This is a genomic window from Methylophaga sp. UBA3603, from assembly GCF_002375335.1.
Classification (GTDB): domain Bacteria; phylum Pseudomonadota; class Gammaproteobacteria; order Nitrosococcales; family Methylophagaceae; genus Methylophaga.
Map to the genome: position 1 here is coordinate 182,614 of NZ_DFMC01000007.1, position 21,659 is coordinate 204,272.

The 21,659-nt window shown below is 47.1% G+C and carries 17 protein-coding genes and 1 riboswitch; of the genes, 12 read left to right on the top strand and 5 right to left on the bottom strand.

What is annotated here, in order from left to right:
• Positions 1 to 4: 4 nt before the first annotated feature.
• Positions 5 to 628 (bottom strand): CYTH domain-containing protein, encoded by a 624-nt coding sequence (locus B4F66_RS04585; protein ID WP_292354648.1) that lies wholly within the window; start codon positions 626 to 628, stop codon positions 5 to 7.
• Positions 625 to 3,444, bottom strand: a complete 2,820-nt coding sequence (gene uvrA / locus B4F66_RS04590; protein ID WP_292354645.1) for an excinuclease ABC subunit UvrA — start codon at positions 3,442 to 3,444, stop codon at positions 625 to 627. The genes B4F66_RS04585 and uvrA overlap by 4 nt, the downstream gene beginning before the upstream one ends.
• A 50-nt stretch (positions 3,445 to 3,494) precedes the next feature.
• Here uvrA and B4F66_RS04595 point away from each other — a divergent pair, with 50 nt between their 5' ends.
• From B4F66_RS04595 to ppnN, 10 genes are all read left to right on the top strand, one after another.
• The gene (locus B4F66_RS04595) at positions 3,495 to 4,880 is read left to right on the top strand and encodes an MFS transporter (RefSeq protein ID WP_292354644.1); all 1,386 of its coding nucleotides are present in this window, start codon (positions 3,495 to 3,497) and stop codon (positions 4,878 to 4,880) included.
• 36 nt (positions 4,881 to 4,916) lie between these two features.
• Complete coding sequence (locus B4F66_RS04600; RefSeq protein WP_292354642.1) at positions 4,917 to 5,417, top strand: single-stranded DNA-binding protein; 501 nt, start codon at positions 4,917 to 4,919, stop codon at positions 5,415 to 5,417.
• 267 nt (positions 5,418 to 5,684) lie between these two features.
• A riboswitch (guanidine-I (ykkC/yxkD leader) is annotated at positions 5,685 to 5,785 on the top strand.
• Positions 5,786 to 5,845: 60 nt separating this feature from the next.
• Positions 5,846 to 6,913 (top strand): putative urea ABC transporter substrate-binding protein, encoded by a 1,068-nt coding sequence (locus B4F66_RS04605; protein ID WP_292354640.1) that lies wholly within the window; start codon positions 5,846 to 5,848, stop codon positions 6,911 to 6,913.
• A gap of 24 nt (positions 6,914 to 6,937) precedes the next feature.
• Positions 6,938 to 7,765, top strand: a complete 828-nt coding sequence (locus B4F66_RS04610; RefSeq protein ID WP_292354638.1) for an ABC transporter permease — start codon at positions 6,938 to 6,940, stop codon at positions 7,763 to 7,765.
• Positions 7,762 to 8,547 (top strand): ABC transporter ATP-binding protein, encoded by a 786-nt coding sequence (locus B4F66_RS04615; protein WP_292354636.1) that lies wholly within the window; start codon positions 7,762 to 7,764, stop codon positions 8,545 to 8,547. The genes B4F66_RS04610 and B4F66_RS04615 overlap by 4 nt, the downstream gene beginning before the upstream one ends.
• Positions 8,540 to 9,280, top strand: coding sequence for an urea amidolyase associated protein UAAP1 (locus B4F66_RS04620; protein ID WP_292354634.1), 741 nt, complete (start codon positions 8,540 to 8,542; stop codon positions 9,278 to 9,280). Before B4F66_RS04615 ends, B4F66_RS04620 begins: the two co-directional genes overlap by 8 nt.
• A gap of 20 nt (positions 9,281 to 9,300) precedes the next feature.
• Positions 9,301 to 9,939 (top strand): urea amidolyase associated protein UAAP2, encoded by a 639-nt coding sequence (locus tag B4F66_RS04625; RefSeq protein WP_292354632.1) that lies wholly within the window; start codon positions 9,301 to 9,303, stop codon positions 9,937 to 9,939.
• 87 nt (positions 9,940 to 10,026) lie between these two features.
• On the top strand, positions 10,027 to 13,623 hold the full coding sequence (gene uca, locus B4F66_RS04630; protein ID WP_292354630.1) for an urea carboxylase: 3,597 nt from the start codon (positions 10,027 to 10,029) through the stop codon (positions 13,621 to 13,623).
• Entirely contained in the window at positions 13,623 to 15,416 is a 1,794-nt protein-coding gene (atzF, locus tag B4F66_RS04635; RefSeq protein ID WP_292354628.1) for an allophanate hydrolase, read from the top strand. Before uca ends, atzF begins: the two co-directional genes overlap by 1 nt.
• Before the next feature lie 160 nt (positions 15,417 to 15,576).
• A complete protein-coding gene (gene ppnN, locus B4F66_RS04640) occupies positions 15,577 to 16,938 on the top strand; it encodes a nucleotide 5'-monophosphate nucleosidase PpnN (protein WP_292354627.1) in 1,362 nt (453 codons plus the stop codon).
• A 270-nt stretch (positions 16,939 to 17,208) separates the two neighbouring features.
• On the opposite strand, the gene B4F66_RS04645 is transcribed toward ppnN, so the two are convergent.
• From B4F66_RS04645 to B4F66_RS04655, 3 genes are all read right to left on the bottom strand, one after another.
• Positions 17,209 to 17,583 (bottom strand): nuclear transport factor 2 family protein, encoded by a 375-nt coding sequence (locus B4F66_RS04645; protein ID WP_292354625.1) that lies wholly within the window; start codon positions 17,581 to 17,583, stop codon positions 17,209 to 17,211.
• Between the two features lie 77 nt (positions 17,584 to 17,660).
• Positions 17,661 to 18,227 carry a hypothetical protein gene (locus B4F66_RS04650; protein ID WP_292400576.1) on the bottom strand — a complete coding sequence of 189 codons (567 nt, stop codon included), beginning with the start codon at positions 18,225 to 18,227 and terminating at the stop codon, positions 17,661 to 17,663.
• A 35-nt stretch (positions 18,228 to 18,262) separates the two neighbouring features.
• Positions 18,263 to 19,801, bottom strand: coding sequence for an AmpG family muropeptide MFS transporter (locus B4F66_RS04655; RefSeq protein ID WP_292411174.1), 1,539 nt, complete (start codon positions 19,799 to 19,801; stop codon positions 18,263 to 18,265).
• Between the two features lie 157 nt (positions 19,802 to 19,958).
• Between B4F66_RS04655 and dinB the strand changes: the two genes are divergently transcribed.
• Together dinB and B4F66_RS04665 are read left to right on the top strand one after the other, a co-directional pair.
• On the top strand, positions 19,959 to 21,056 hold the full coding sequence (gene dinB, locus B4F66_RS04660) for a DNA polymerase IV (protein ID WP_292354619.1): 1,098 nt from the start codon (positions 19,959 to 19,961) through the stop codon (positions 21,054 to 21,056).
• 4 nt (positions 21,057 to 21,060) lie between these two features.
• Positions 21,061 to 21,501, top strand: coding sequence for a hypothetical protein (locus B4F66_RS04665; RefSeq protein WP_292354617.1), 441 nt, complete (start codon positions 21,061 to 21,063; stop codon positions 21,499 to 21,501).
• The last annotated feature ends 158 nt before the right edge of the window (positions 21,502 to 21,659 follow it).

Here is a 21,659-nt window from a genome sequence, read left to right on the forward strand (position 1 = left end):
TTCTTCAGTCCGTATTTTGTTGTTGATATAACTGATACCCCGTCTCGGCCTTACTGCGGTTGTTATAACTCAACGGCAATTCCGACTTCAGCTTTTCTGCAATTTGCTGTAACACTTCCAGTGAGCCGTGACGTAACTCCAGCTCGACTTCATGTATGACCGCCTTGTTGTTACCCGAAACGGCTTCACCAAAGTCGTACGCCAGTTCAATCAGGGTATTCTGATCGGCCTCCAGCATAAGGATATCCCGGTCAAATTCAGTATAGAACAGACGCTGCAACTGCTTCCAGCTGCCACTGTCATCGACAATCGGCGCTATGGGTGTCTGGCGAAGCAATGGCAGATCAAACTCACCATTGATGATCGGATGTTCCCACTCTTCACGCTGATGCAGACCATCTTGAACCTTGCCACTGGTTTTCACGGTTTGCAGCCATTGATCGTCGATCTGTCGCCTGCGTAAAGCGATGCCCTGCTGTTTCAGTTTCAGTTGCGGGGTATCAAAATATTCCGTCCGCAGATGCAACTGCTTTTGCTCACTGACCATGGCTTGCAGCCATTCCAGATCAGCAAGATTCAGTTTGGTCTCGCCATTCACGGCGAGTTTCATTTCCTGTTCAAGACTCATTTCAGTAACGGCTTCAGGTAATGTCCGGTATGCGAACGTGGATATTCAGTGATTTGCTCAGGCGTGCCGACAGCAATCACTTCACCGCCGCCAGCACCACCTTCAGGGCCCATATCAATTACCCAATCGGCGGTTTTTACTACATCCAGATTATGCTCAATCACCACGATAGTGTTACCGCGGTCGCGTAAGTGATGCAAGACTTTCAGCAGTTGCTCAATATCGTAAAAATGTAGCCCGGTAGTCGGCTCATCAAGGATATACAGCGTTTTACCGGTATCACGTTTGGATAATTCTTTGGCCAGTTTGACCCGCTGCGCTTCACCGCCGGAAAGCGTTGTAGCGTTCTGCCCCAGCTTGATATAGGTCAGGCCGACATCGATCAGGGTTTGCAGTTTTTTTGCCACCACCGGAATATTTTCAAAAAACACATTGGCATCTTCGATAGTCATATCCAGCACTTCAGTGATGGTTTTACCTTTATAGCGAATATCCAGGGTTTCCCGATTGTAACGCTTACCTTTGCAGACATCACAAGGCACATAAATATCGGGCAAAAAGTGCATTTCGACCTTAATCAGACCGTCACCCTGACAGGCTTCACATCGTCCACCTTTAACATTAAAACTGAATCGCCCCGGCCCATAACCCCGAGCCCGTGCTTCCTGAGTGCCGGCAAATAATTCACGAATTGGGGTAAATAAACCGGTGTAAGTGGCCGGATTGGATCGTGGTGTCCGGCCAATTGGGCTTTGGTTAATCGCTACTACCTTATCCAGCTGATCCAGGCCCAAAATTTCGGTATGTGGAGCCGGTTCATCTGAAGCACCGTTCAGAGTTTTAGAGGTCAATTTAAGCAAGGTTTCATTAATAAGCGTCGATTTACCGGAACCAGATACGCCGGTCACACAAGTCATCAGACCGATCGGAATATCGACATCGACATGTTTCAGGTTATTACCGCAGGCACCACGCAGACCAATGGATTTACCGGCATGGGCGGTTTCGCGTTTCGCTGGTATTTCAATTTTTCGCCGACCAGAAAGGTACTGTCCGGTAAGCGAATGCTCACTTTTCATAATATCTTCTGGTGTGCCCTGCGCCACAATTTCACCGCCATGAACACCGGCACCCGGCCCGATATCCAAAACATAATCGGCACTGCGAATCGCGTCCTCATCATGTTCAACTACAATCACCGTATTTCCCAAATCACGCAGCCGGGTCAGTGTTCCCAACAGACGATCATTGTCACGTTGATGCAAGCCAATGGAGGGTTCATCGAGGATATACATCACACCGACCAGACCGGCACCGATCTGGCTGGCCAGCCGGATACGCTGCGCTTCACCACCAGATAAGGTATCGGCACTGCGCGCCAGCGAAAGGTAATCCAGCCCGACATTAACCAGAAAACTTAATCGGGCACTAATCTCGCTGACTATCTTGCTGGCTATCTCGCCTCGTTTACCCGGCAACTGTAATTGCTGGAAAAACTCGGTGGCTTCACCAATCGGCATCGCCGTTATTTCTGGTAAATTGGTTTCATTGATAAATACATTTCGAGAGGCTTCGCGTAAGCGGGTGCCATGACAATCCGGACAGGCTCTGATTGAATGGAATTTCGCCAGTTCATCGCGCACACTACCTGATTCAGTCTCATGATAGCGGCGTTGCAGGTTGGGAATTATGCCTTCGAAAGCATGTTTACGGCTCACCCGTTTGCCACGATCACTGATATAACTGAAATCAATTTCAGTTCGACCACTGCCATACAAAATCACTTGCCGGACATTTTCAGGTAATGAATCAAATGCCGCATCAATATCAAATTGAAAGTGATCGGCTAGCGATAGAATCATTTGATAATAATAGGCATTACGACGATCCCATCCGCGAATGGCACCGGCGGCCAAACTGAGTTCAGGGTGTGCAACGACTCGGGAAGGATCTACAAACTGCTTAATACCCAGACCATCACATGTCGGGCAGGCACCGGCCGGATTATTAAAGGAAAACATGCGCGGTTCGAGCTCAGCAATCGAATAACCACATTCAGAACAGGCAAAACGGGCCGAAAATAAAGTTTGGTCCGCGTCATCATCCATTGAGACGACTTTGGCCACACCATCGGCTAATTTCAAAGCCGTTTCAAACGATTCCGCCAAACGCTGCTGTAAGTCTTCACGAACTTTAAAACGATCTACTACGGCTTCAATAGTATGTTTTTTGCGTAATTCGAGCTCCGGTGGCTCGTCCAATTCAACGACTTCACCATTGACTCTGGCACGAACAAAACCTTGCGCTCTCAGGCCTTCAAACACTGACAGATGTTCACCCTTGCGATCCTGAATCACCGGTGCCAATAGCATTAAACGTTTGCCTTCGGGCATCGCTAATACAGTGTCCACCATCTGGCTGACGGTCTGGGCTTCCAGCGGCAGGTGATGGGTTGGACAGCGCGGCTCACCGGCTCGCGCCAGTAATAATCTCAAATAATCATAGATTTCAGTGATGGTACCGACGGTGGAACGCGGATTATGCGATGTCGACTTCTGTTCAATCGAAATCGCCGGTGAAAGCCCTTCGATATGATCCACATCGGGTTTTTCCATCATCGATAAAAACTGTCGGGCATAGGCTGACAGCGATTCCACATAACGCCGCTGACCTTCTGCATATAAGGTATCAAAAGCCAGTGACGATTTGCCTGAGCCAGACAAGCCGGTAATCACAATCAGCGCATCTCTGGGCAGGTCCAGATCGATGTTTTTCAAGTTATGCGTACGGGCGCCGCGAATACTGATTTTTTTCATGCCTGTTCCGTAGTAAAATCCAACGGATCAATATACTCTGTCACCCTATCATGACGCAAAAGCAAGCCACACCTGACGCACTTAGTGCGCTGGAGAAACGTACTATTTCCGGTTTATCTGTCATCTTCGCCCTGCGTATGCTGGGTTTGTTTATGATTTTGCCGGTATTTTCGCTCTCCGCTCAACAATATTCACACAGCACGCCTTTATTAATAGGTCTGGCGATTGGTGCCTATGGTTTAACGCAGGCGCTGTTGCAAATTCCATTTGGCATGCTCTCCGACCGGATTGGTCGTAAGAAGGTTATCTATCTGGGTCTGATCCTGTTTGCCCTGGGTAGCCTGTTAGCCGCCATGGCAGATTCAATCTACACTGTCATTGTTGGCAGATTATTACAAGGCAGTGGCGCGATTGCCGCCGTAGTGATGGCCTTAACCGCAGACCTTACCCGCGATCAACATCGCACAAAAGCGATGGCCGCCATTGGTATCAGCATTGGTTTATCTTTTTCAGTGGCGTTAGCCAGTGGCGCGGCTTTAGAAAGCTGGATTGGACTGGATGGTCTCTTCTGGGCCACTGCATTAATGGCTATTTTTGGCATGCTGGTATTGCATTGGTGGGTCCCCACTCCTTATAAACACAAACAACATCAGGATATGAAACCTGCCCGTGCGCAAATTGGTGAGGTATTGGCAAATACCTCCATTATGCGGCTGGTGGCCAGTATTCTGATTCTCCATTTATTACTCACCTTAAGCTTTTTTGCACTGCCGATTGCTTTGCAGGATTATGCTGGTGTCGCCAAAGCGGATTTAGCCTTAACCTATTTACCAGTGTTATTACTGGCGTTTATCTGCATGGTGCCGTTTATTCTGCTGGCCGAAAAACAGCGTAAAATGAAACTGGTTTTTACCGGCGCAATTGCTGTACTGGCCGTCGCTCAGGTCGGTTGGGCTCTATTACCCGGTTCATTGGCCATGCTGATGATTTGCTTATGGTTATTTTTCACCGCATTTAATATTCTTGAAGCCAGCTTGCCTTCGATGATGTCCAAACTCAGTCCTATTAAAAACAAAGGCACCGCGATGGGCATCTATTCCAGTGCGCAATTTATTGGCGCTTTTCTGGGCGGTATATTGGGTGGCGTTATATATAGTTTCGGTGATATCAGCTGGATCTTCTGGTCAGCGGGGCTCATTAGTGCAGGTTGGTTAATTATGATGTTGCCGATGCAAGCCCCAAAACATTACAGTAGCCGCATTGTTCCATTAAACGAAGTCACCGCCGAGACTGCTGATGAGTTTGTAGAACGGCTGAATGCAATCAAGGGCGTGGTTGAGATCGTCATAGTGCTGGAAGAGAGGATTGCATACGTCAAATACCTCGCCGATGATGTAGATCTACATGAACTCGAAGCATGTCTGATTTATGCGTAAAATGAACCAAAATTTGAATTAGTAAAGGAATTCACCATGTCAGTAAACAAAGTTATTCTGGTTGGCAGACTCGGGGTTGATCCTGAAAGCCGGGCATTTCCTAATGGTGGTTCGATCTGTAATTTGCGGATTGCGACCTCAGAAAGCTGGCGTGACAAACAAACCGGTGAGCGCCAGGAACGTACCGAATGGCATCGTGTCGTGTTACGTAATAAACTGGGTGAAATCGCTCAGCAATATCTGCGCAAAGGCTCACAAGTCTATATTGAAGGCCGTATTCAGACCCGTAAATGGCAAAACCAGCAAGGTCAGGATCAATACACCACCGAAATCGTTGGTAACGAAATGACCATGCTGGACAGCAAAGGTGCGGGTGGTGGCGGAAGCAACGATAATCAGGATTACAACCAAAATCGTCCTTCTCAACCAGCAGCGAAAAGTAACTACAACAATCCACAACCTGCTTCAGCATCTGCGGGTCCGGATTATGGTTCAGGCGGTGAAGCAGATTATTACGATGATGATATTCCGTTCTAATCATTAGCAGAAACCTACAAAAAGGCCCCTGAAATAGGGGCTTTTTTTTGGAAAATTGATCAGATAAAACCGCTCTAACCGCTCCATAATTGAACATTATCATTGAAATTCGCACAATTCTGGTGCAACAAACATTTACTGTCGTAACCTAAAAACAAGTCAAGCTATTGTTTTTAATTGATATCTAAACACTTTATGAAGTTGGCCTAGATCCTGCGTTAACACCTGCAGCGTGTTAGAGGTGTTTTTATCACACCAAAAGAACAGCAATAGGGTCTCTAGGGTTCCGGTTATGTAAATAATGTCTGGACCGAGAGTGACCGACCTTCACAGCGAAGGTTACACGGAGGGATAAAAGCCCGGGAGATTGTTTGAATAAAACATCTCTTTCACCGTGTTCTTAACCTAAGCTGTGAGGTACTACCAAAATGAAGCGCACTTTTTACCGCATCGGCAGCGTTTTGCTGCTTTCACTCTCTTTTATTATTTCCCCATTAACAGCACACGCTGAAACCAAAGATAAATTCAGTATTGCCTGGACAATTTATGCCGGCTGGATGCCATGGGATTACGCTGACAATGCAGGCATCGTTAAAAAGTGGGCCGATAAATACGATATCGAAATAGATGTCGTGCAGATAAACGATTACATCGAATCTATTAATCAATATACCGCTGGCCAGTTTGATGGTTGCACCATGACCAATATGGATGCTCTGACCATTCCTGCTGCGGGTGGTGTCGATAGTACAGCCTTAATCATCGGTGACTTTTCCAACGGCAATGATGGCATCGTGCTGAAGGGCGCAGATAAAAAGCTTGCTGATATTAAAGGTCAACGGGTCAATCTGGTCGAATTATCCGTTTCGCATTACCTGTTAGCGCGTGCTTTGGATAGCGTCGATATGAGTGAACGCGATGTGACCGTAGTCAACACCTCAGATGCCGATCTGGTAGGCGTATTTAATGCGTCGGATGTCACCTCTACAGTCACCTGGAATCCATTACTGTCAGAAATCACTGCTATTCCAGATACGACCAAGGTATTTGATTCCTCCGATATCCCGGGCGAAATCATCGACCTGTTAGTGGTTAACAGTGAAACGTTAGAGGCTAATCCGGCTTTTGGTAAAGCGTTAACCGGTGCCTGGTATGAAATCATGGCCAAAATGCAAGCAGGTGATGAAGAAGCCTTAACGATGATGGCTGAAGCATCAGGAACCGATCTGGCAGGCTATCAAGCACAGCTGGATGCAACCAACATGTTCTACACAGCCGCTGAAGCGGTCAGTTTTGCTAACAGCGATCAGCTGCAAGCAACGATGAAACACATAACTGACTTCTCGTTTGATCATGGTCTGTTAGGTGATGGCGCGATGGATGCCGATTTTATCGGTATTGCCTATCCTGATGGTGATGTGGCAGGTAATAAAAACAACGTTAAACTCAGATTTGATTCCAGTTTCATGAAAATGGCTGCGGATAACGCCCTTTAAGTTAAGAAACACAGGGAGTTTCTCGTGAAGAGACTGATCAATCAGCGTCCAGGTACTCTAGGAAAATGCTTGCTGGGTCTATTGCCATTCGTTGTTATTGGGATTGTTTATTTTTACTTTTCCAGTGAACGTCTGGCAATTAATCCGAATGATAAGTTGATGCCATCAATGCAGTCTTTTATCGATGCGGTGTCTTATCTGGCATTTGAGCCCAACAAGCGTACCGGTGATTATGTACTGTGGGCGGATACTGCTGCCAGCCTGCAAAGACTAGGACTCGGTGTCGGCATCAGTGCTTTGACCGGTCTGATTATCGGCATTCTGGTCGGCATTATTCCATTGGTCAGAGCTGGGATAGCACCGGTGATAACCATCATTTCACTGGTGCCACCTTTAGCCATTTTGCCAATATTATTCATTATATTCGGGTTGGGTGAACTCTCCAAAGTGATGCTGATTGTGCTCGGCATCACGCCCTTTCTGATTCGAGACGTACAACTCAGGGTGATGGCATTACCGCATGAAATCATCATTAAAGCCCAGACATTGGGTGCCAACAGCTGGCAACTGATTCTTCGAGTGGTATTACCTCAAGTGTTACCCAAGCTGATTGATGCCGTTCGCTTGAGTCTGGGATCAGCCTGGTTATTTCTGATTGCGGCAGAAGCCATTTCTGCCACCGAAGGACTGGGCTACCGCATTTTTCTGGTTCGACGCTATATGTCGATGGACATCATTTTGCCTTATGTGGTGTGGATCACCCTGTTGGCCTTTTTGATGGATTACCTGCTAAGACGCCTGTCAAAAAGCGTCTTCCCCTGGCATGCGACCGACCAGGGGGAAAACAAATGAACGATATCAAGATCAAAAATCTGTGGAAGGAATACGGCGACAATATTGTGCTGGAAAATATCAATCTTGATGTCAAAGCTGGCGAATTTGTGACGCTGGTGGGTGCATCAGGTTGTGGCAAAACCACTTTTCTGAAAATGCTGTTGGGCACTGAGCAACCCACGCGAGGTGAATTGCTGTTAAACGGTAAACCAATAGCTAATGAACCGGGTGCTGATCGCGGCATCGTGTTTCAGAAATACTCGGTATTTTCCCACCTTAACGTCGTCGAAAACGTGATGCTGGGTGAGGAACTGAAGGAATCCCCCCTACTGGGACGCTGCTTTGGCAAAAAACGTCAGGCTATTCGTGAACGGGCGATCGCTTTGTTGGAAAAGGTCGGTCTCGACCACGCTTTAACCAAATATCCCAGCGAATTGTCAGGTGGTATGCAACAACGGCTGGCAATCGCCCAGGCTTTAATTAAACAGCCACAAATTCTGTTACTGGATGAACCCTTCGGTGCACTGGATCCGGGTATTCGATCCGATATGCATGAGTTGATTCTGGAGATATGGCGCGAGACCAATATCACGATATTTATGATCACTCATGATCTCTCCGAAGGTTTCTCCCTGGGGACCCAACTGCTGGTCTTTGATAAACAGCGACATGATCCGGATCAGCCTAACCGCTATGGGGCGTCGATCACTTATGACATACCGGTAGGACGTTCCAAAAAACAAATCAATAATGATTTTCAAGATACGTTGATGACACAACAGGCTATAAACAATGACTGAAATTACCCAAGACAAAGACGTTTTATATCAAGACACGCTTCCAGGTGGAGCTCACTGGTCAATGCTGATGCGAAAAGGCACCACCCTGCGGCTGATTGACCAGGAAGGCGGCGCCAATGTCGGCATGTTGTTTTACAACCCTGAGAATACGCTGGAACGCTACAACACTCCCGACACCTTGAAATGTCAGCATACCTTCAAACTCACCAAAGGCCATTGCCTTTATTCTGATATGGGCCGCATCTTTTGCTCAATTACAGAAGATACGCTTGGCTGGCACGATACCGTGGGTGGCAATCTGACCAATGCTGCGTTGGAGGAAAAATGGGGCATCAAAAATTACCAGCAGTTTCGAAATGATTGGACCATCAGTGGTGAACAGGCCTTTTTAGTCGAATTGGCCAAATATGGTCTGAATAAACGCGATATGGCAGCCAATCTTAATTTGTTTAGCAGTATCAAAACAGATGATCTGGGCAATATGAGCTATGTCGAAAACCACAGTAAAGCCGGTGATTATGTGGATCTGCGCTTTGAAATGGATACCCTGGTGCTGTTCCACACCTGCCCACATCCGATGAACACGGCAGCGACCTATCCGAAAAAACCGGTTATCTATCAAATTCGAAATGCTGCCGCCCTCACTGAAGACGATCTGTGCCTGAATGCCTGTGCCGAAAACCAGCGTGGTTTTGAAAACAATCGTCTCTATCACCTGTGTGGTCATCATTAACGAAAAAGGACAAACAGATCGTGATTAAAGAAAGTCATTTGAATATTAATCAGGCAGCCCGTTACGAAGAAGTACTGGCCGGTGATTATTGGATGCAACCGCTGCTGAAAAACCAGACGTTGCGCATTGTCGATTTACATGGAAATCAGGCAGCAGATACATTGTTCTATAGTGTTGCTGATCCTGCTGAACGCTACAGCGCGATAGATACCATTCGCGAACAAAAAAATGTTTACCTGACTGCCGGCACCACCTTACTGACCAATATGGGAAATCCCATGTTAACCATTACCGCCGACACCTGCGGTCGTCACGATACCCTGGGCGGAGCCTGTGCTACGGAATCCAACACCGTGCGATACGCACTGGAAAAGAAAACCATGCATGCCTGTCGGGACAGCTGGATGTTGGCTGTTGCTGAAAACGAACAGTTCGGCATCAGCAAACGCGATATCACTCATAACATCAATTTTTTTATGAATGTACCGGTCACTAAACAAGGTGGGTTGACCTTTGCAGACGGTATTTCTGAAGCCGGTAAATACGTTGAAATGCAGGCTGAAATGGATGTCATCGTGTTGATTTCTAATTGTCCTCAGCTCAATAACCCTTGTAACGCCTACAACCCGACACCGATAGGCCTTTATATCTGGGATTGATGATTCACACAGTAATAACGTGTTTTAAGACGACTTGAAATGCGCCGGAATGAAGTGGGACGACCCACACCTTGAGATGATAAAACCATGTTCAAGAAGATTTTAATTGCCAACCGCGGGGCTATTGCCACCCGAATTATTCGCACCCTCCAGCAAATGGGTATTCAGGCTGTCGCCATCTATGCCGAAGCCGATCGTGACTCATTGCATGTCAGTTATGCCGATGAGGCCTTTTCGCTTGGAGAGGGCCGCGCTGCAGACACTTATCTGAATCAACAACGCATTCTTGAAATTGCCAGAGAAACCGGTGCCGAAGCGATTCATCCCGGTTATGGTTTTTTGAGTGAAAACTCCAACTTTGCACGACAATGTGAAGCCAGTAATCTGGTATTTCTGGGGCCCACACCGGAACAGATGGAAGCCTTTGGTCTGAAACACAGTGCCAGAGCGCTGGCTCAGCAAAACGATGTGCCGTTATTGCCAGGTTCAGAATTACTTGAGGATATTGAACAGGCGCTTGCTATTGCTCAGACCATTGGTTATCCGGTGATGCTGAAATCCACCGCCGGCGGTGGTGGTATCGGCATGAGTCGTTGTGATACCGAAGATGAACTGAAGAATGCTTTCAATTCCGTCAAACGGCTGGGCGCCAATAATTTTTCCAATGATGGCGTGTTTATCGAAAAATTTATCACCCAGGCCCGGCATATTGAAGTACAAATCATTGGCGATGGTCAGGGTCATGTGCTGGCACTGGGCGATCGGGACTGCTCCAGTCAGCGACGTAATCAGAAAGTTATCGAAGAAGCGCCTGCGCCGAATATTCCAGACAACGTTCGTCAGTCTATGCATGAGGTTTCCGTCCGGCTGATGGCCGCTGTCCATTACCACAGTGCCGGTACCGTGGAATTTGTCTACGATGCCCAGTCACATGATTTTTATTTTCTGGAGGTCAATACCAGGCTGCAGGTTGAGCATGGTGTAACCGAAGCCATTTATCAGGTGGATCTGGTTCGCTGGATGATTGAAGTCGGTGCTCAGGAAAGTACACTGCCTGCTGAAGCGCCTAAACCTCATGGCCATGCCATACAAGTACGCTTGTATGCCGAAGATCCATTCAAAAAATTCCAGCCATCAGCCGGTCTGTTAACTGAAGTAGAATTTCCTGAACTGTCAGATTTACGTATTGATCACTGGATTAAACCCGGCATTGAAATCTCGCCGTTTTTTGATCCGATGCTGGCCAAAGTAATCAGCTATGCACCAACACGCGAATCAGCGCATGCAAAACTTCTCACAGCACTGAAAAAAATCAGCATCTACGGTATTGAAACCAATACCGACTATCTCAGCCATATTTTGAATGATGCGGCCTTTTTATCCGCCAGCATTACCACCCGTCATCTGGACAGCTTTGTCTATTACCCCAATACTTTCAGCGTGTTATCGCCGGGCACCATGACCACAGTACAGGATTATCCCGGCCGGCAAGGTTATTGGGATATTGGCATTCCGCCTTCCGGCCCTTATGACAACTGGTCTTTCCGGTTGGGTAATCGTCTGCTTGGCAATACCGAAGACTGTGCCGGATTAGAAATCACGCTGAGCGGCCCCGAACTGGTGTTTAACTGCAGCAGCCAAATTATCATTACCGGCGCCACCATTGAGGCCAAACTCAATGGCGAGCCGATTGATTGCTGGCAAATTTATTCAGTGTCTAGCGGCGACAAGCTAACATTGGGTCAAATCAAAGCCGCCGGTACAAGAACTTATCTGCTGGTCGCCGGTGGTATTCAATGCCCGAATTATCTTGGTTCACGATCCACCTTTACCCTGGGTCAATTTGGCGGCCATGTTGGTCGCACGTTAAAAACCGGCGATGTTCTTCATTTATCAGACGAAACAGCGGCAGTTGATTTAACAACAACACCTGCCGAATTAATTCCGCAAATCACTACTCATTGGGAGATTAAGGTCATTTACGGCCCGCATGGCGCGCCGGATTTCTTTACCGAACAAGATATTGAAACGTTTTTTGCTGCTGACTGGAAAATTCACTATAACTCCAGCCGAACAGGCATAAGACTGATTGGGCCACGTCCGGAATGGGCCAGAAATACCGGCGGTGAAGCGGGCTTACACCCGTCCAATATTCACGATAATGCCTACGCAGTCGGCACCATTGATTTCACTGGCGATATGCCAATTATCCTTGGACCCGATGGACCGTCATTAGGGGGCTTTGTCTGTCCCGCCACCGTTATCACGGCAGAACTGTGGAAAATAGGCCAATTAAAAGCCGGTGATACGGTGCGTTTTATTCCAGTGTCGATAGAAACTGCCAGAGCCATGGAGCGGGCTCAGCAGGAATCGCTTGCTCAACTGTCACAGCAACCTGTTGAAGTCATCCCCACAGCAATTGGCTCACCCATCTATGACACGCTGGTGTCACCGGAAACGGGTATCGATGTCTGCTACCGGTTGGCGGGTGATCATTATCTTCTGGTCGAATATGGTGAACTGAAACTGGATATCAATCTGCGTTTTAAAGTGCATGCTTTGATGTTGTGGTTACAGCAACAAAATATCAAAGGATTACATGAACTGACACCCGGCATCCGTTCACTGCAGATTCACTACGATGGTATGCAAATTTCTCTGGAAACCCTGGTCGGGATTCTCAAACAGGCAGAACAGGAAATCAGCAATATCGAAGAGATGGATGTGCCTGCACGTATCGTGCATTTACCCATTTCCTGGAACGACGAAGCCTGCCAGCAAGCCATCCAGAAATACATGCAATCAGTGCGGCATAACGCGCCCTGGTGCCCGGATAATATTGAATTTATCCGCCGTATTAATGGGCTGAGCTCGGTCGATGAAGTGAAGCGTATCGTGTTTGAGGCCAGTTATCTGGTGATGGGCCTGGGTGACGTCTATCTGGGCGCTCCGGTGGCAACACCAATGGATCCAAGACACCGTCTGGTCACCACTAAATATAACCCTGCCCGTACCTGGACTGCCGAAAACTCCGTTGGTATCGGTGGTTCCTATCTGTGCGTTTATGGCATGGAAGGACCGGGTGGCTATCAGTTTATCGGCCGGACCCTGCAAATGTGGAATCGTTATCTGAAAACTACTGAATTCACCAAACCCTGGTTGTTACGGTTTTTTGATCAAATCAAGTTTTATGAAGTCACTCACGATGAGCTGGTGCAGATCCGTCGTGATTTTCCGCAAGGCAATTATCCACTGAAGATAGAAGAAACCACCTTCAATCTCAAACGCTACAACCAGTTTATTACTGAACATAAAGAGTCGATTGACAGCTTTACCCGCCAGCGTGAACACGCCTTTGAAGAAGAACTGGAACACTGGAAACGCGAGGGTCTTTTACATTTTGATAGTGGCAATGAACCGCAGATCATTGAGGAGGAAAGTGCGCCGCTACCGGAAAATGCTATTTCCGTTGATAGTCCACTCAACTGCAGTGTGTGGAAAGTGGAAGTGGAAATCGGTTCATCCGTACAAGAAGGCGATGTATTGATGATCCTGGAAGCGATGAAAATGGAGATCCAGATAACCGCGACTCAAGCCGGTACCGTCACAGAAATTAAACGACAGGCCGGCGCGCAAGTTGGCATGGGTGATCGTCTGGTCGTTATTTCCGGGGAGGTAGAATAATGGATATGACCATTGATGCCATCCATCAGGCTTATCGTGATGGCAAGCTCTCTCCGCATAAACTGATTGATGAGGTACTGAAACGCGCCGCCACCTATACGGATCGAAATATCTGGATAACCCTGTTATCCCGCGAAGCCATCCAACCTTATCTGGACAATTTAATCGGCCAATCACCTGATAAATTGCCCTTGTACGGAATTCCATTTGCGATAAAGGACAATATTGAATTGGCTGGTGTGGATGTCACAGCTGGTTGTGAAGCCTATCGCTATACAGCAGAGCAATCCGCTCATGTAGTGGAGTTACTGATTAATGCCGGGGCGATTCCGATTGGTAAAACCAATATGGATCAGTTTGCTACCGGGCTGGTCGGTGTGCGTTCACCGGATAAATGGGGCGCCTGCCAGAACAGTTTTGATCCAGAGTATATTTCCGGCGGTTCAAGTTCAGGTTCTGCGGTAGCGGTTGCATTAGGACTGGTGAGTTTTTCTTTAGGCACCGATACTGCTGGCTCTGGTCGGGTACCAGCTGCATTTAACAATCTCATTGGCTTAAAACCTTCGCGTGGTTTGCTCAGTAATCACGGTGTCGTTCCAGCCTGTAAAAGTCTGGATTGTGTGTCTATCTTCAGCCTGACCACCGACGATGCAAACCGGGTATTTGAAGTGGCTGCAGCATTTGATGCGAAAGATGATTACTCCCGGCAAAATAAAGATACTAACCGACGAAATTATGGCCAAATTAAAGATGAATCCTTTAACTTCGCCATTCCGCAAGCTGGACAATTAGCGTTTTTTGGCGACCAGGAAAATGAACAAGGCTTTTATAACTCGGTTGAAACGCTGAAAAAACTTGGCGGCATCTGTCATGAAATTGATTTTGAGCCGTTTTTGACGGCAGCCAGATTGTTATACGAAGGCCCGTGGGTGGCTGAACGACGTCTTGCCACTGCCAATGTTAACCGTGAAGACATGCTGCCGGTTTTACAACACATTCTCGATAGCAATAACACCGCTTCAGCCGAGGATTTGTTTAGTGCCGAGTACCAACTACAGCACTGCAAACAGCAGGTCACCCCGGTACTGGAAAACGTTGATTTTATTCTGACACCAACCACTGGCATGATTTACAAAATCAAAGAGGTTCAGGCCGAACCAATTAAACTTAATAGCCAGCTGGGTTATTACACCAACTTTATGAATCTGCTCGATTGCAGCGCAGTTGCCGTTCCAGCAGGTTTCAACTCAAACGGGTTACCGTTTGGCGTGACACTGTTTTCCAGAGCTTTCAGTGATACCCGCTTATTGTCTTATGCCAATCGATTGCAACAAACATTGAACTTACCGCTCGGAGCAACCTCGTTGCCGCTGGCTGAATCTCCAGCGTTAAACGCCGGGGTTATGGATCGAATAAAGGTCGTTGTCTGTGGAGCACATCTGGAGGGACAACCACTCAATTGGCAATTGCGGGAGCGTGGCGGCAAGTTAATACGCGCCACACAAACCACTACAGATTACCGACTTTATGCACTCCCCGGCGGACCACCAGCCCGACCAGGACTGGTCAGAGATGAACAACAAGGGGAAGCGATTGAAGTCGAGTTATGGGAATTACCCACTGCCAGCTTTGGCTCTTTTGTCGCTGGGATCCCTGCCCCATTAGGTATTGGCAAGGTGCAACTGGCCGATCAGCAATGGTATGCGGGCTTTATCTGTGAGCCTTATGCCATCCCCAATGCCACCGATATCAGTCATCTTAAAGGCTGGCGGGCCTACGTTCAGCAGCAATAAGTCACTTCATGTTTAAAACAAACCGGGTCGGAAAACATCCGGCTCGTTTTGTCTGCAGCAAAAATACTGACCGCTATTTTGACAGGCATCGACTATTCCATTGATTCCCAATCACAACAGTGGGAGTATGTTAGCTCGCCTTTTTTATCTATAGAAGTCTATGAACAAAATCCAATACACCACGATTCGCCCATTAAGAACCTTAAATCTGCTCTCTCAGGAAGAAATCCAACGCATCAGCAATACCAGTGAAGATTTGCACCGTCTGTTTCGTGATTGCGCTTTGGCGATTTTAAATACCGACAGTCATCAGGATGATGCAGAACAGATCTTTCATACCTATGCAGATTTCGATATCAAACTGGTGCCGCAATCACGTGGTGTGGTGTTGGAAATCAAAAATGCCCCGGCACAGTCTTTTGTCGACGATAAAATCATTCGCGGTATTCAGGAGCATTTGTCATCGGCGCTGCGCGATATTATCTATACCGATTTCAAAATTCTTGCCCGGCAAACTTCACCGACATCAGAACAGATCACCGATAGCGTGTTTATGATTCTGCGTAACGCCGATGCCATCAAGCCAAATATGACACCAAATCTGGTGGTGTGCTGGGGTGGTCATTCGATTCCCCGTGAAGAATATGATTACGCTAAACATGTGGGCTATGAACTGGGCTTGAGAAATCTCGATATCATTACTGGCTGTGGTATTGGTGCAATGAAAGGCCCGATGAAAGGTGCGGCGGTGGGTCATGCCAAGCAACAATTCAAAAACGGTCGTTATCTCGGTATCAGCGAGCCGGGGATTATTGCCTCAGAATCACCCAATGCCATCGTTAATGAACTAGTCATCATGCCGGATATTGAAAAGCGGCTGGAAGCATTTGTACGTCTCGGTCACAGTTTTATTGTGTTCCCAGGTGGCGTAGGTACGGTCGAGGAAATTTTCTACCTGCTAAGCATTTTGCTGCACCCGGAAAACAAACAAGGTATTCCGCTGGTGTTTGCCGGCCCCGAATCCTGCCGTGATTATTTCGAGACACTGGATAAATTCCTACGCCGTTGTCTGGGTGATAAGGTGGCTGAACTATATCAAATTGTCATTGGCGAGCCCGCCACAGTGGGCCAAATCATTCGTGATTCCGTGGATCAGGTACATCTTGCCCGTCGTGACTCGCAGGATGCCTATTATTTCAATTGGCAACTGCATATCGATCCGATGCTGCAACAGCCGTTTATTCCTACCCATGAGAATATGGCTTCATTACGTTTGTATCCCGATATGCCAGGTCATGAACTGGCCAGCAATTTACGTTCGGCATTTTCCGGGATTGTTGCCGGTAATGTAAAAGCCTTTGGTATTCGCGAAGTAGCCAAACATGGCCCTTACATCATCAACGGCGATCCCGATTTAATGCGAGCCATCGATGACTTGTTACGTATCTTCGTCCGTGAAAAACGTATGAAACTGGGACAGGACGAAAATGCTTACAAACCGTGTTACAAGCTGCTGGATTAATCCAGCAGTTTAGGGTCTGTTTATCTTTCATCGTCACCACTGCTGGTGTCTATTTTCCATCTTGCAAGGTGTAATTGATAGGGTGTAGGCATTCTCAACCTATGGGATGGACAAATAGGCCCAGCCCTATGGGTTGTGACAGAAAACGCACCACTCTGCGTTGCTCGTCATTTATTTAGAACGGCTAAACTGCACTCCTCGCGCCTTGATTGGTACGTTTTCAGTCCCAACAGAGGCGGCGATGAAAAATAAACAGACCCTCGATAAGCTTTAATCATGCAGATGAAAGACTTTATTCATTACCTGCCATTTGCCATCAATTTTCAATAAATTAAAAAAATCGGTAAAGCGATGACCGGTCCAATTATCTGATTCGAGTCTAACACTGGCTGCTGTGCCAACCACATCGATATGGGTAATTTTGGACTGCATCTCTTTGGCTGGTCCATTTTCATCATTCCAGTCATACAAGCCCTGAATGGGGCCGGCAAATAAATCCGGACCAACATAACCATAAATGGTGGCATCCTGATGAAACGCCGGTTTCATAAGTTCACCACGGCCTGCCACAGCACCATCAATATAATGCTGAATCAGTTTGCTAATGGCCTCGTAATCATCGATTGAAATAGCGCTATTCGACATAATTAACTCCTTGTTGTTAATTCAAGCAGTCAACATAGCATAAACATTTCGGGGAAATTTCCCGCTAAAACCAGCTGTTAGGAAATGATTTTCAGTTGTTTCACGTAAATTAATTCACAGGCATTGGCACCAGTATCATCCCGAGTTAACGAACTGCGCCAGCGCCAGCCATCATCGGCATTCACATTTACCAGATAGCCCTGCAGAGTAATTAATTGTCCCGGACGGATCTGCTTAAGCGTTCTGGCGACTTCATCATTCGCCGCAATCAAATGCATATTGGCGCTTTGGGTTTCAATGTTCCGACGAGGAATCGGAAATGAATCGACCTGCCAGAAATACCAGCGACCGGACTGGCGAATGTTGATCTGTTTAACAACTTCAGGATCCGCCATTTCTCCCCAGCCCAATACCAAATCGGTGGGTGATAAATCAGTTTCACGTCCTAACCAATAATCTTCCCGTGCCAGAACTCTGGCTTCCAGGGTAAATTCAGCCATCGGCTGTATTGCATAGTCATCAAAAGGTATAGGCGGAAGATCTGCTACTTCGGCTTGTAAAGGTGCTTTATCTATGACTTTATCAGGCGCGGCGTAATGGATGGCGTCGGGTGAACAGTAACGCCAGCCAACAAAGATCACCATGATAATGAATAGCCAGCGCCACATAAGCTAATCAGCTAACCATCAATTCGAAAACGGCGGGCAGCCAGGAAGACCAGCAGCAATACTGGTACCCCCATTAAAGCAGTCATCAAAAAGAACTGCTCATAACCAATGCTTTCGACCATCGTCCCGGAATACCCTCCAAGGATTTTCGGCAATAAGGTCATTAATGAACTGAAAATGGCATATTGCACCGCGGTAAACGAGATATTGGTCAGGCTGGATAAAAATGCAATAAAGGCGGCACTCGCCATACCGCCGGACAGATTATCAGCAGAAATCACGATATACAGCATCCAGATATCATTGCCCATTTGGGCAAGCAGCATAAACAACAGATTGGTCAATGCCGATAAAACCGCCCCTAAAAACAGGATGCGCATCACCCCAAAACGTAACGCTAGAATACCGCCAAGAAAACCACCAACAATGGTCATAAACAAACCAAAGGTTTTCACCACCGTGGCAATCTCTGGCTTGGTGAAGCCCATATCCTGATAAAAAATATTGGCCACAACACCCAGCACAATATCGGATATTCGATATAACCCAATCAACGAAAGCAACAACAACGCCATAGATAGGCCGTAGCGTTTGAAGAAATCCTGCACGGGTTCAACATAGCTTCGATGCACAATGCTTTTCTGCGCCCAGCCCATCAAGATCAACACTCTGGCAATAATCACGGCCACCATGGTGGCCAGTACTAAGCGCACTAACTCAACACCAACCGCCGACATAGGGCCATTATTAAAAACGTTAAGTAACTGCAAACGTGCCTGACCAGCCCAGTCGCTGGTAAGATAGAAAGAGGCAATAAATCCGCTTATCGACAACGCAAACGTCAGCATCAACCCCAGATAATCCCGCTTGCGATCCTCATGAACCTTTTTATTTACCTCAGGTTCAGGGCTTAACAAGGTGGTGACCACACCAATCAGCATCAGTGCCGCCATAATTAAATAGCTTTGTCGCCAGGCCAGATAATCGTACTCACCCATTTCAGAGCCAAAATAACTGGCCAGCATCAACGCACCAGCCCCAGCCATCAGCATGCCGATTCGATATCCGGCGATATAACTGGCAGACATTAATGCCTGCAAACGGGTATCGGCAGACTCGATACGATAGGCATCAATCACCACATCCTGCGTCGCGGCTGAAAAGCCCAGTAACACAGCCGCAACAGCCATTAAGGTTAAGGAATGTGTTGCCGGATCGACCATCGCCATCATTATGATCGAAGCGATAATCATCAACTGTGACAAAAATAACCAGCTACGCCGTCGACCTAACAGGCGATGCAAAATCGGTAATGGCAGAATATCCAGCAGCGGCGCCCAGACAAATTTAAATGAATAACCCAGCGCCGCCCAACTGAAATAAGTGACTGCACTGCGATCGACGCCCGCTTCACGTAACCATAGGCTGAGAGATGAAAAAATCAGTAATAACGGCAACCCCGCCGCAATGCCGAGAAACAGCATGGTGACAACTTGGGGGGTAAAAAAAGCCCGCAGACTTTCTTGCCAGGAACGGATACTTGCAATCAAACGTAAGCTCACTGATGAGGTTTAATTCGCTAAAGTAACATTGACGCTTCCGGCAATCCACTCTGAAATGACTGTCGGATCAAGATAGCAATATCTATTGGCACATCCGCAGATGGATTATGAGAAAATATCGAGAACTTACCAACACTAATTCTTAATGGCTAAACAACGAAAAATCATTCACGTGGATATGGACGCGTTTTATGCCTCGGTTGAACAACGTGACTTTCCCGAGCTGAAAGGCAAACCGCTAATCGTGGGCGGTCAACCCGACAGCCGTGGCGTAGTCGCAGCGTGTAGTTATGAAGCGCGCAAATTTGGTATTCATTCAGCGATGGCTTCATCAAGAGCTTATCGTTTATGCCCCGAAGCCATTTTTGTCCGCCCCCGTTTTGATGCCTATAAAGAAGTATCCAACCAAATCCGTGAAATATTCTGGCGTTATGCTTCAGAAGTTGAACCACTTTCGTTAGATGAAGCCTATCTGGATGTCACATACACAGAATCGTTTAACGGATCTGCTACCTTGATTGCCAAAGCCATCAAAGCTGAAATCCTCGCCGAGACTGGGCTCACCGCTTCGGCTGGCGTCTCCTACAATAAATTTCTCGCCAAAATTGCCTCCGATATGGATAAACCCGATGGCCTTTATCTGATCCGCCCCGAGCAAGGTCAGGAATTTGTAAACAAACTCCCCGTCGGCAAATTTCACGGTATCGGCCCTGCCACCGAAGCCAAAATGAAAAACCTCGGCATCCATACTGGTAATGACTTACGGCAGAAGTCCTTAGCCGAACTCACCGAACGCTTCGGTAAATCCGGTCAGTATTACTACAACATCGCCCGGGCGATTGATGAACGCCCGGTACGTAGCTCACGAATCCGTAAATCGCTTGGTAAGGAAACAACCTTTGCCGAAGATATTCTGTCCGTTCCTGAGTTGACGAACATCCTGCTCGGCCTCGCCGAACAAGTGCTTGAAAGCCTCAACAAACACGATATGCAAGGCAGAACCGTTACCGTTAAAGTGAAATATGCTGACTTTCAGCAAGTCACACGGGCTCAAACACTGGATCGGAGTATTGGCTTAGCCGAGTTGCAGGAATGGATTCCGAAGTTGTTGGCTCGGACTGAGGCAGGGAATAAACCGGTTAGGTTGGTGGGGTTGAGTTTGAGTGGGTTTGAATTGCCAGTCGTTGATGAGAAGGGGCAGGCGCAGTTGGATTTGTTACTTAATTCTGAAAATATGAGATGAAAATATGAAAGGTCACAACTATATCGAAGCCTCAATTCACGCAATCTTAAGCTTTCAGATGCTTGAGGAAGTACTAAAAATCTGTATAGGCTTATCTTATGAAATTATTCAACTCTCAGTCCCAAAACCGGTAAAGTTCAGATTTCAGGAAAAAGACATTAACAACCTACCTCTTGGATCCTTAATATCTAAATACAAAGATATATCTTCCAAGCCTGAACAGGCTGATGAGATTAAGAAAATTACTAAATGGCGAAACTTCATTGCTCATAACGCTTTTAGACATGAGTTTCTGTCAAGAACAGGCAAAAGCCCATTCGACAAACACTCACCAGAGGATATAGGTAAAGTTTTGACTGAAACCACACGATTAATTTCCTGTTTGGCTGAGGAAATCAAAGAGCTCCAACAGATTCTAAAATCATTAAAGGGAAATAAGGCATAGTCAGCCCGAAGTTTGGGTTGAGTGTGCAAACCCCAACAAATCAAAATGTTTTTGGCACTAAATTTCGCCCTATGGGGCGAGTTCATTTTCTTTGTTTGCCCAAAGAAAACGAACCAAAAGAAAAGGCACCCCTTATGTTGGCCTGCGGCTTCACTGCG

Coding starts and splice junctions, on each gene's coding strand:
- B4F66_RS04585 (WP_292354648.1), bottom strand. CDS start 628: ATGAGTCTTGAACAGGAAATGAAACTCGCCGTGAATGGCGAGACCAAA.
- uvrA (WP_292354645.1), bottom strand. CDS start 3,444: ATGAAAAAAATCAGTATTCGCGGCGCCCGTACGCATAACTTGAAAAAC.
- B4F66_RS04595 (WP_292354644.1), top strand. CDS start 3,495: ATGACGCAAAAGCAAGCCACACCTGACGCACTTAGTGCGCTGGAGAAA.
- B4F66_RS04600 (WP_292354642.1), top strand. CDS start 4,917: ATGTCAGTAAACAAAGTTATTCTGGTTGGCAGACTCGGGGTTGATCCT.
- B4F66_RS04605 (WP_292354640.1), top strand. CDS start 5,846: ATGAAGCGCACTTTTTACCGCATCGGCAGCGTTTTGCTGCTTTCACTC.
- B4F66_RS04615 (WP_292354636.1), top strand. CDS start 7,762: ATGAACGATATCAAGATCAAAAATCTGTGGAAGGAATACGGCGACAAT.
- B4F66_RS04620 (WP_292354634.1), top strand. CDS start 8,540: ATGACTGAAATTACCCAAGACAAAGACGTTTTATATCAAGACACGCTT.
- uca (WP_292354630.1), top strand. CDS start 10,027: ATGTTCAAGAAGATTTTAATTGCCAACCGCGGGGCTATTGCCACCCGA.
- atzF (WP_292354628.1), top strand. CDS start 13,623: ATGGATATGACCATTGATGCCATCCATCAGGCTTATCGTGATGGCAAG.
- ppnN (WP_292354627.1), top strand. CDS start 15,577: ATGAACAAAATCCAATACACCACGATTCGCCCATTAAGAACCTTAAAT.
- B4F66_RS04645 (WP_292354625.1), bottom strand. CDS start 17,583: ATGTCGAATAGCGCTATTTCAATCGATGATTACGAGGCCATTAGCAAA.
- B4F66_RS04650 (WP_292400576.1), bottom strand. CDS start 18,227: ATGGTGATCTTTGTTGGCTGGCGTTACTGTTCACCCGACGCCATCCAT.
- dinB (WP_292354619.1), top strand. CDS start 19,959: ATGGCTAAACAACGAAAAATCATTCACGTGGATATGGACGCGTTTTAT.
- B4F66_RS04665 (WP_292354617.1), top strand. CDS start 21,061: ATGAAAGGTCACAACTATATCGAAGCCTCAATTCACGCAATCTTAAGC.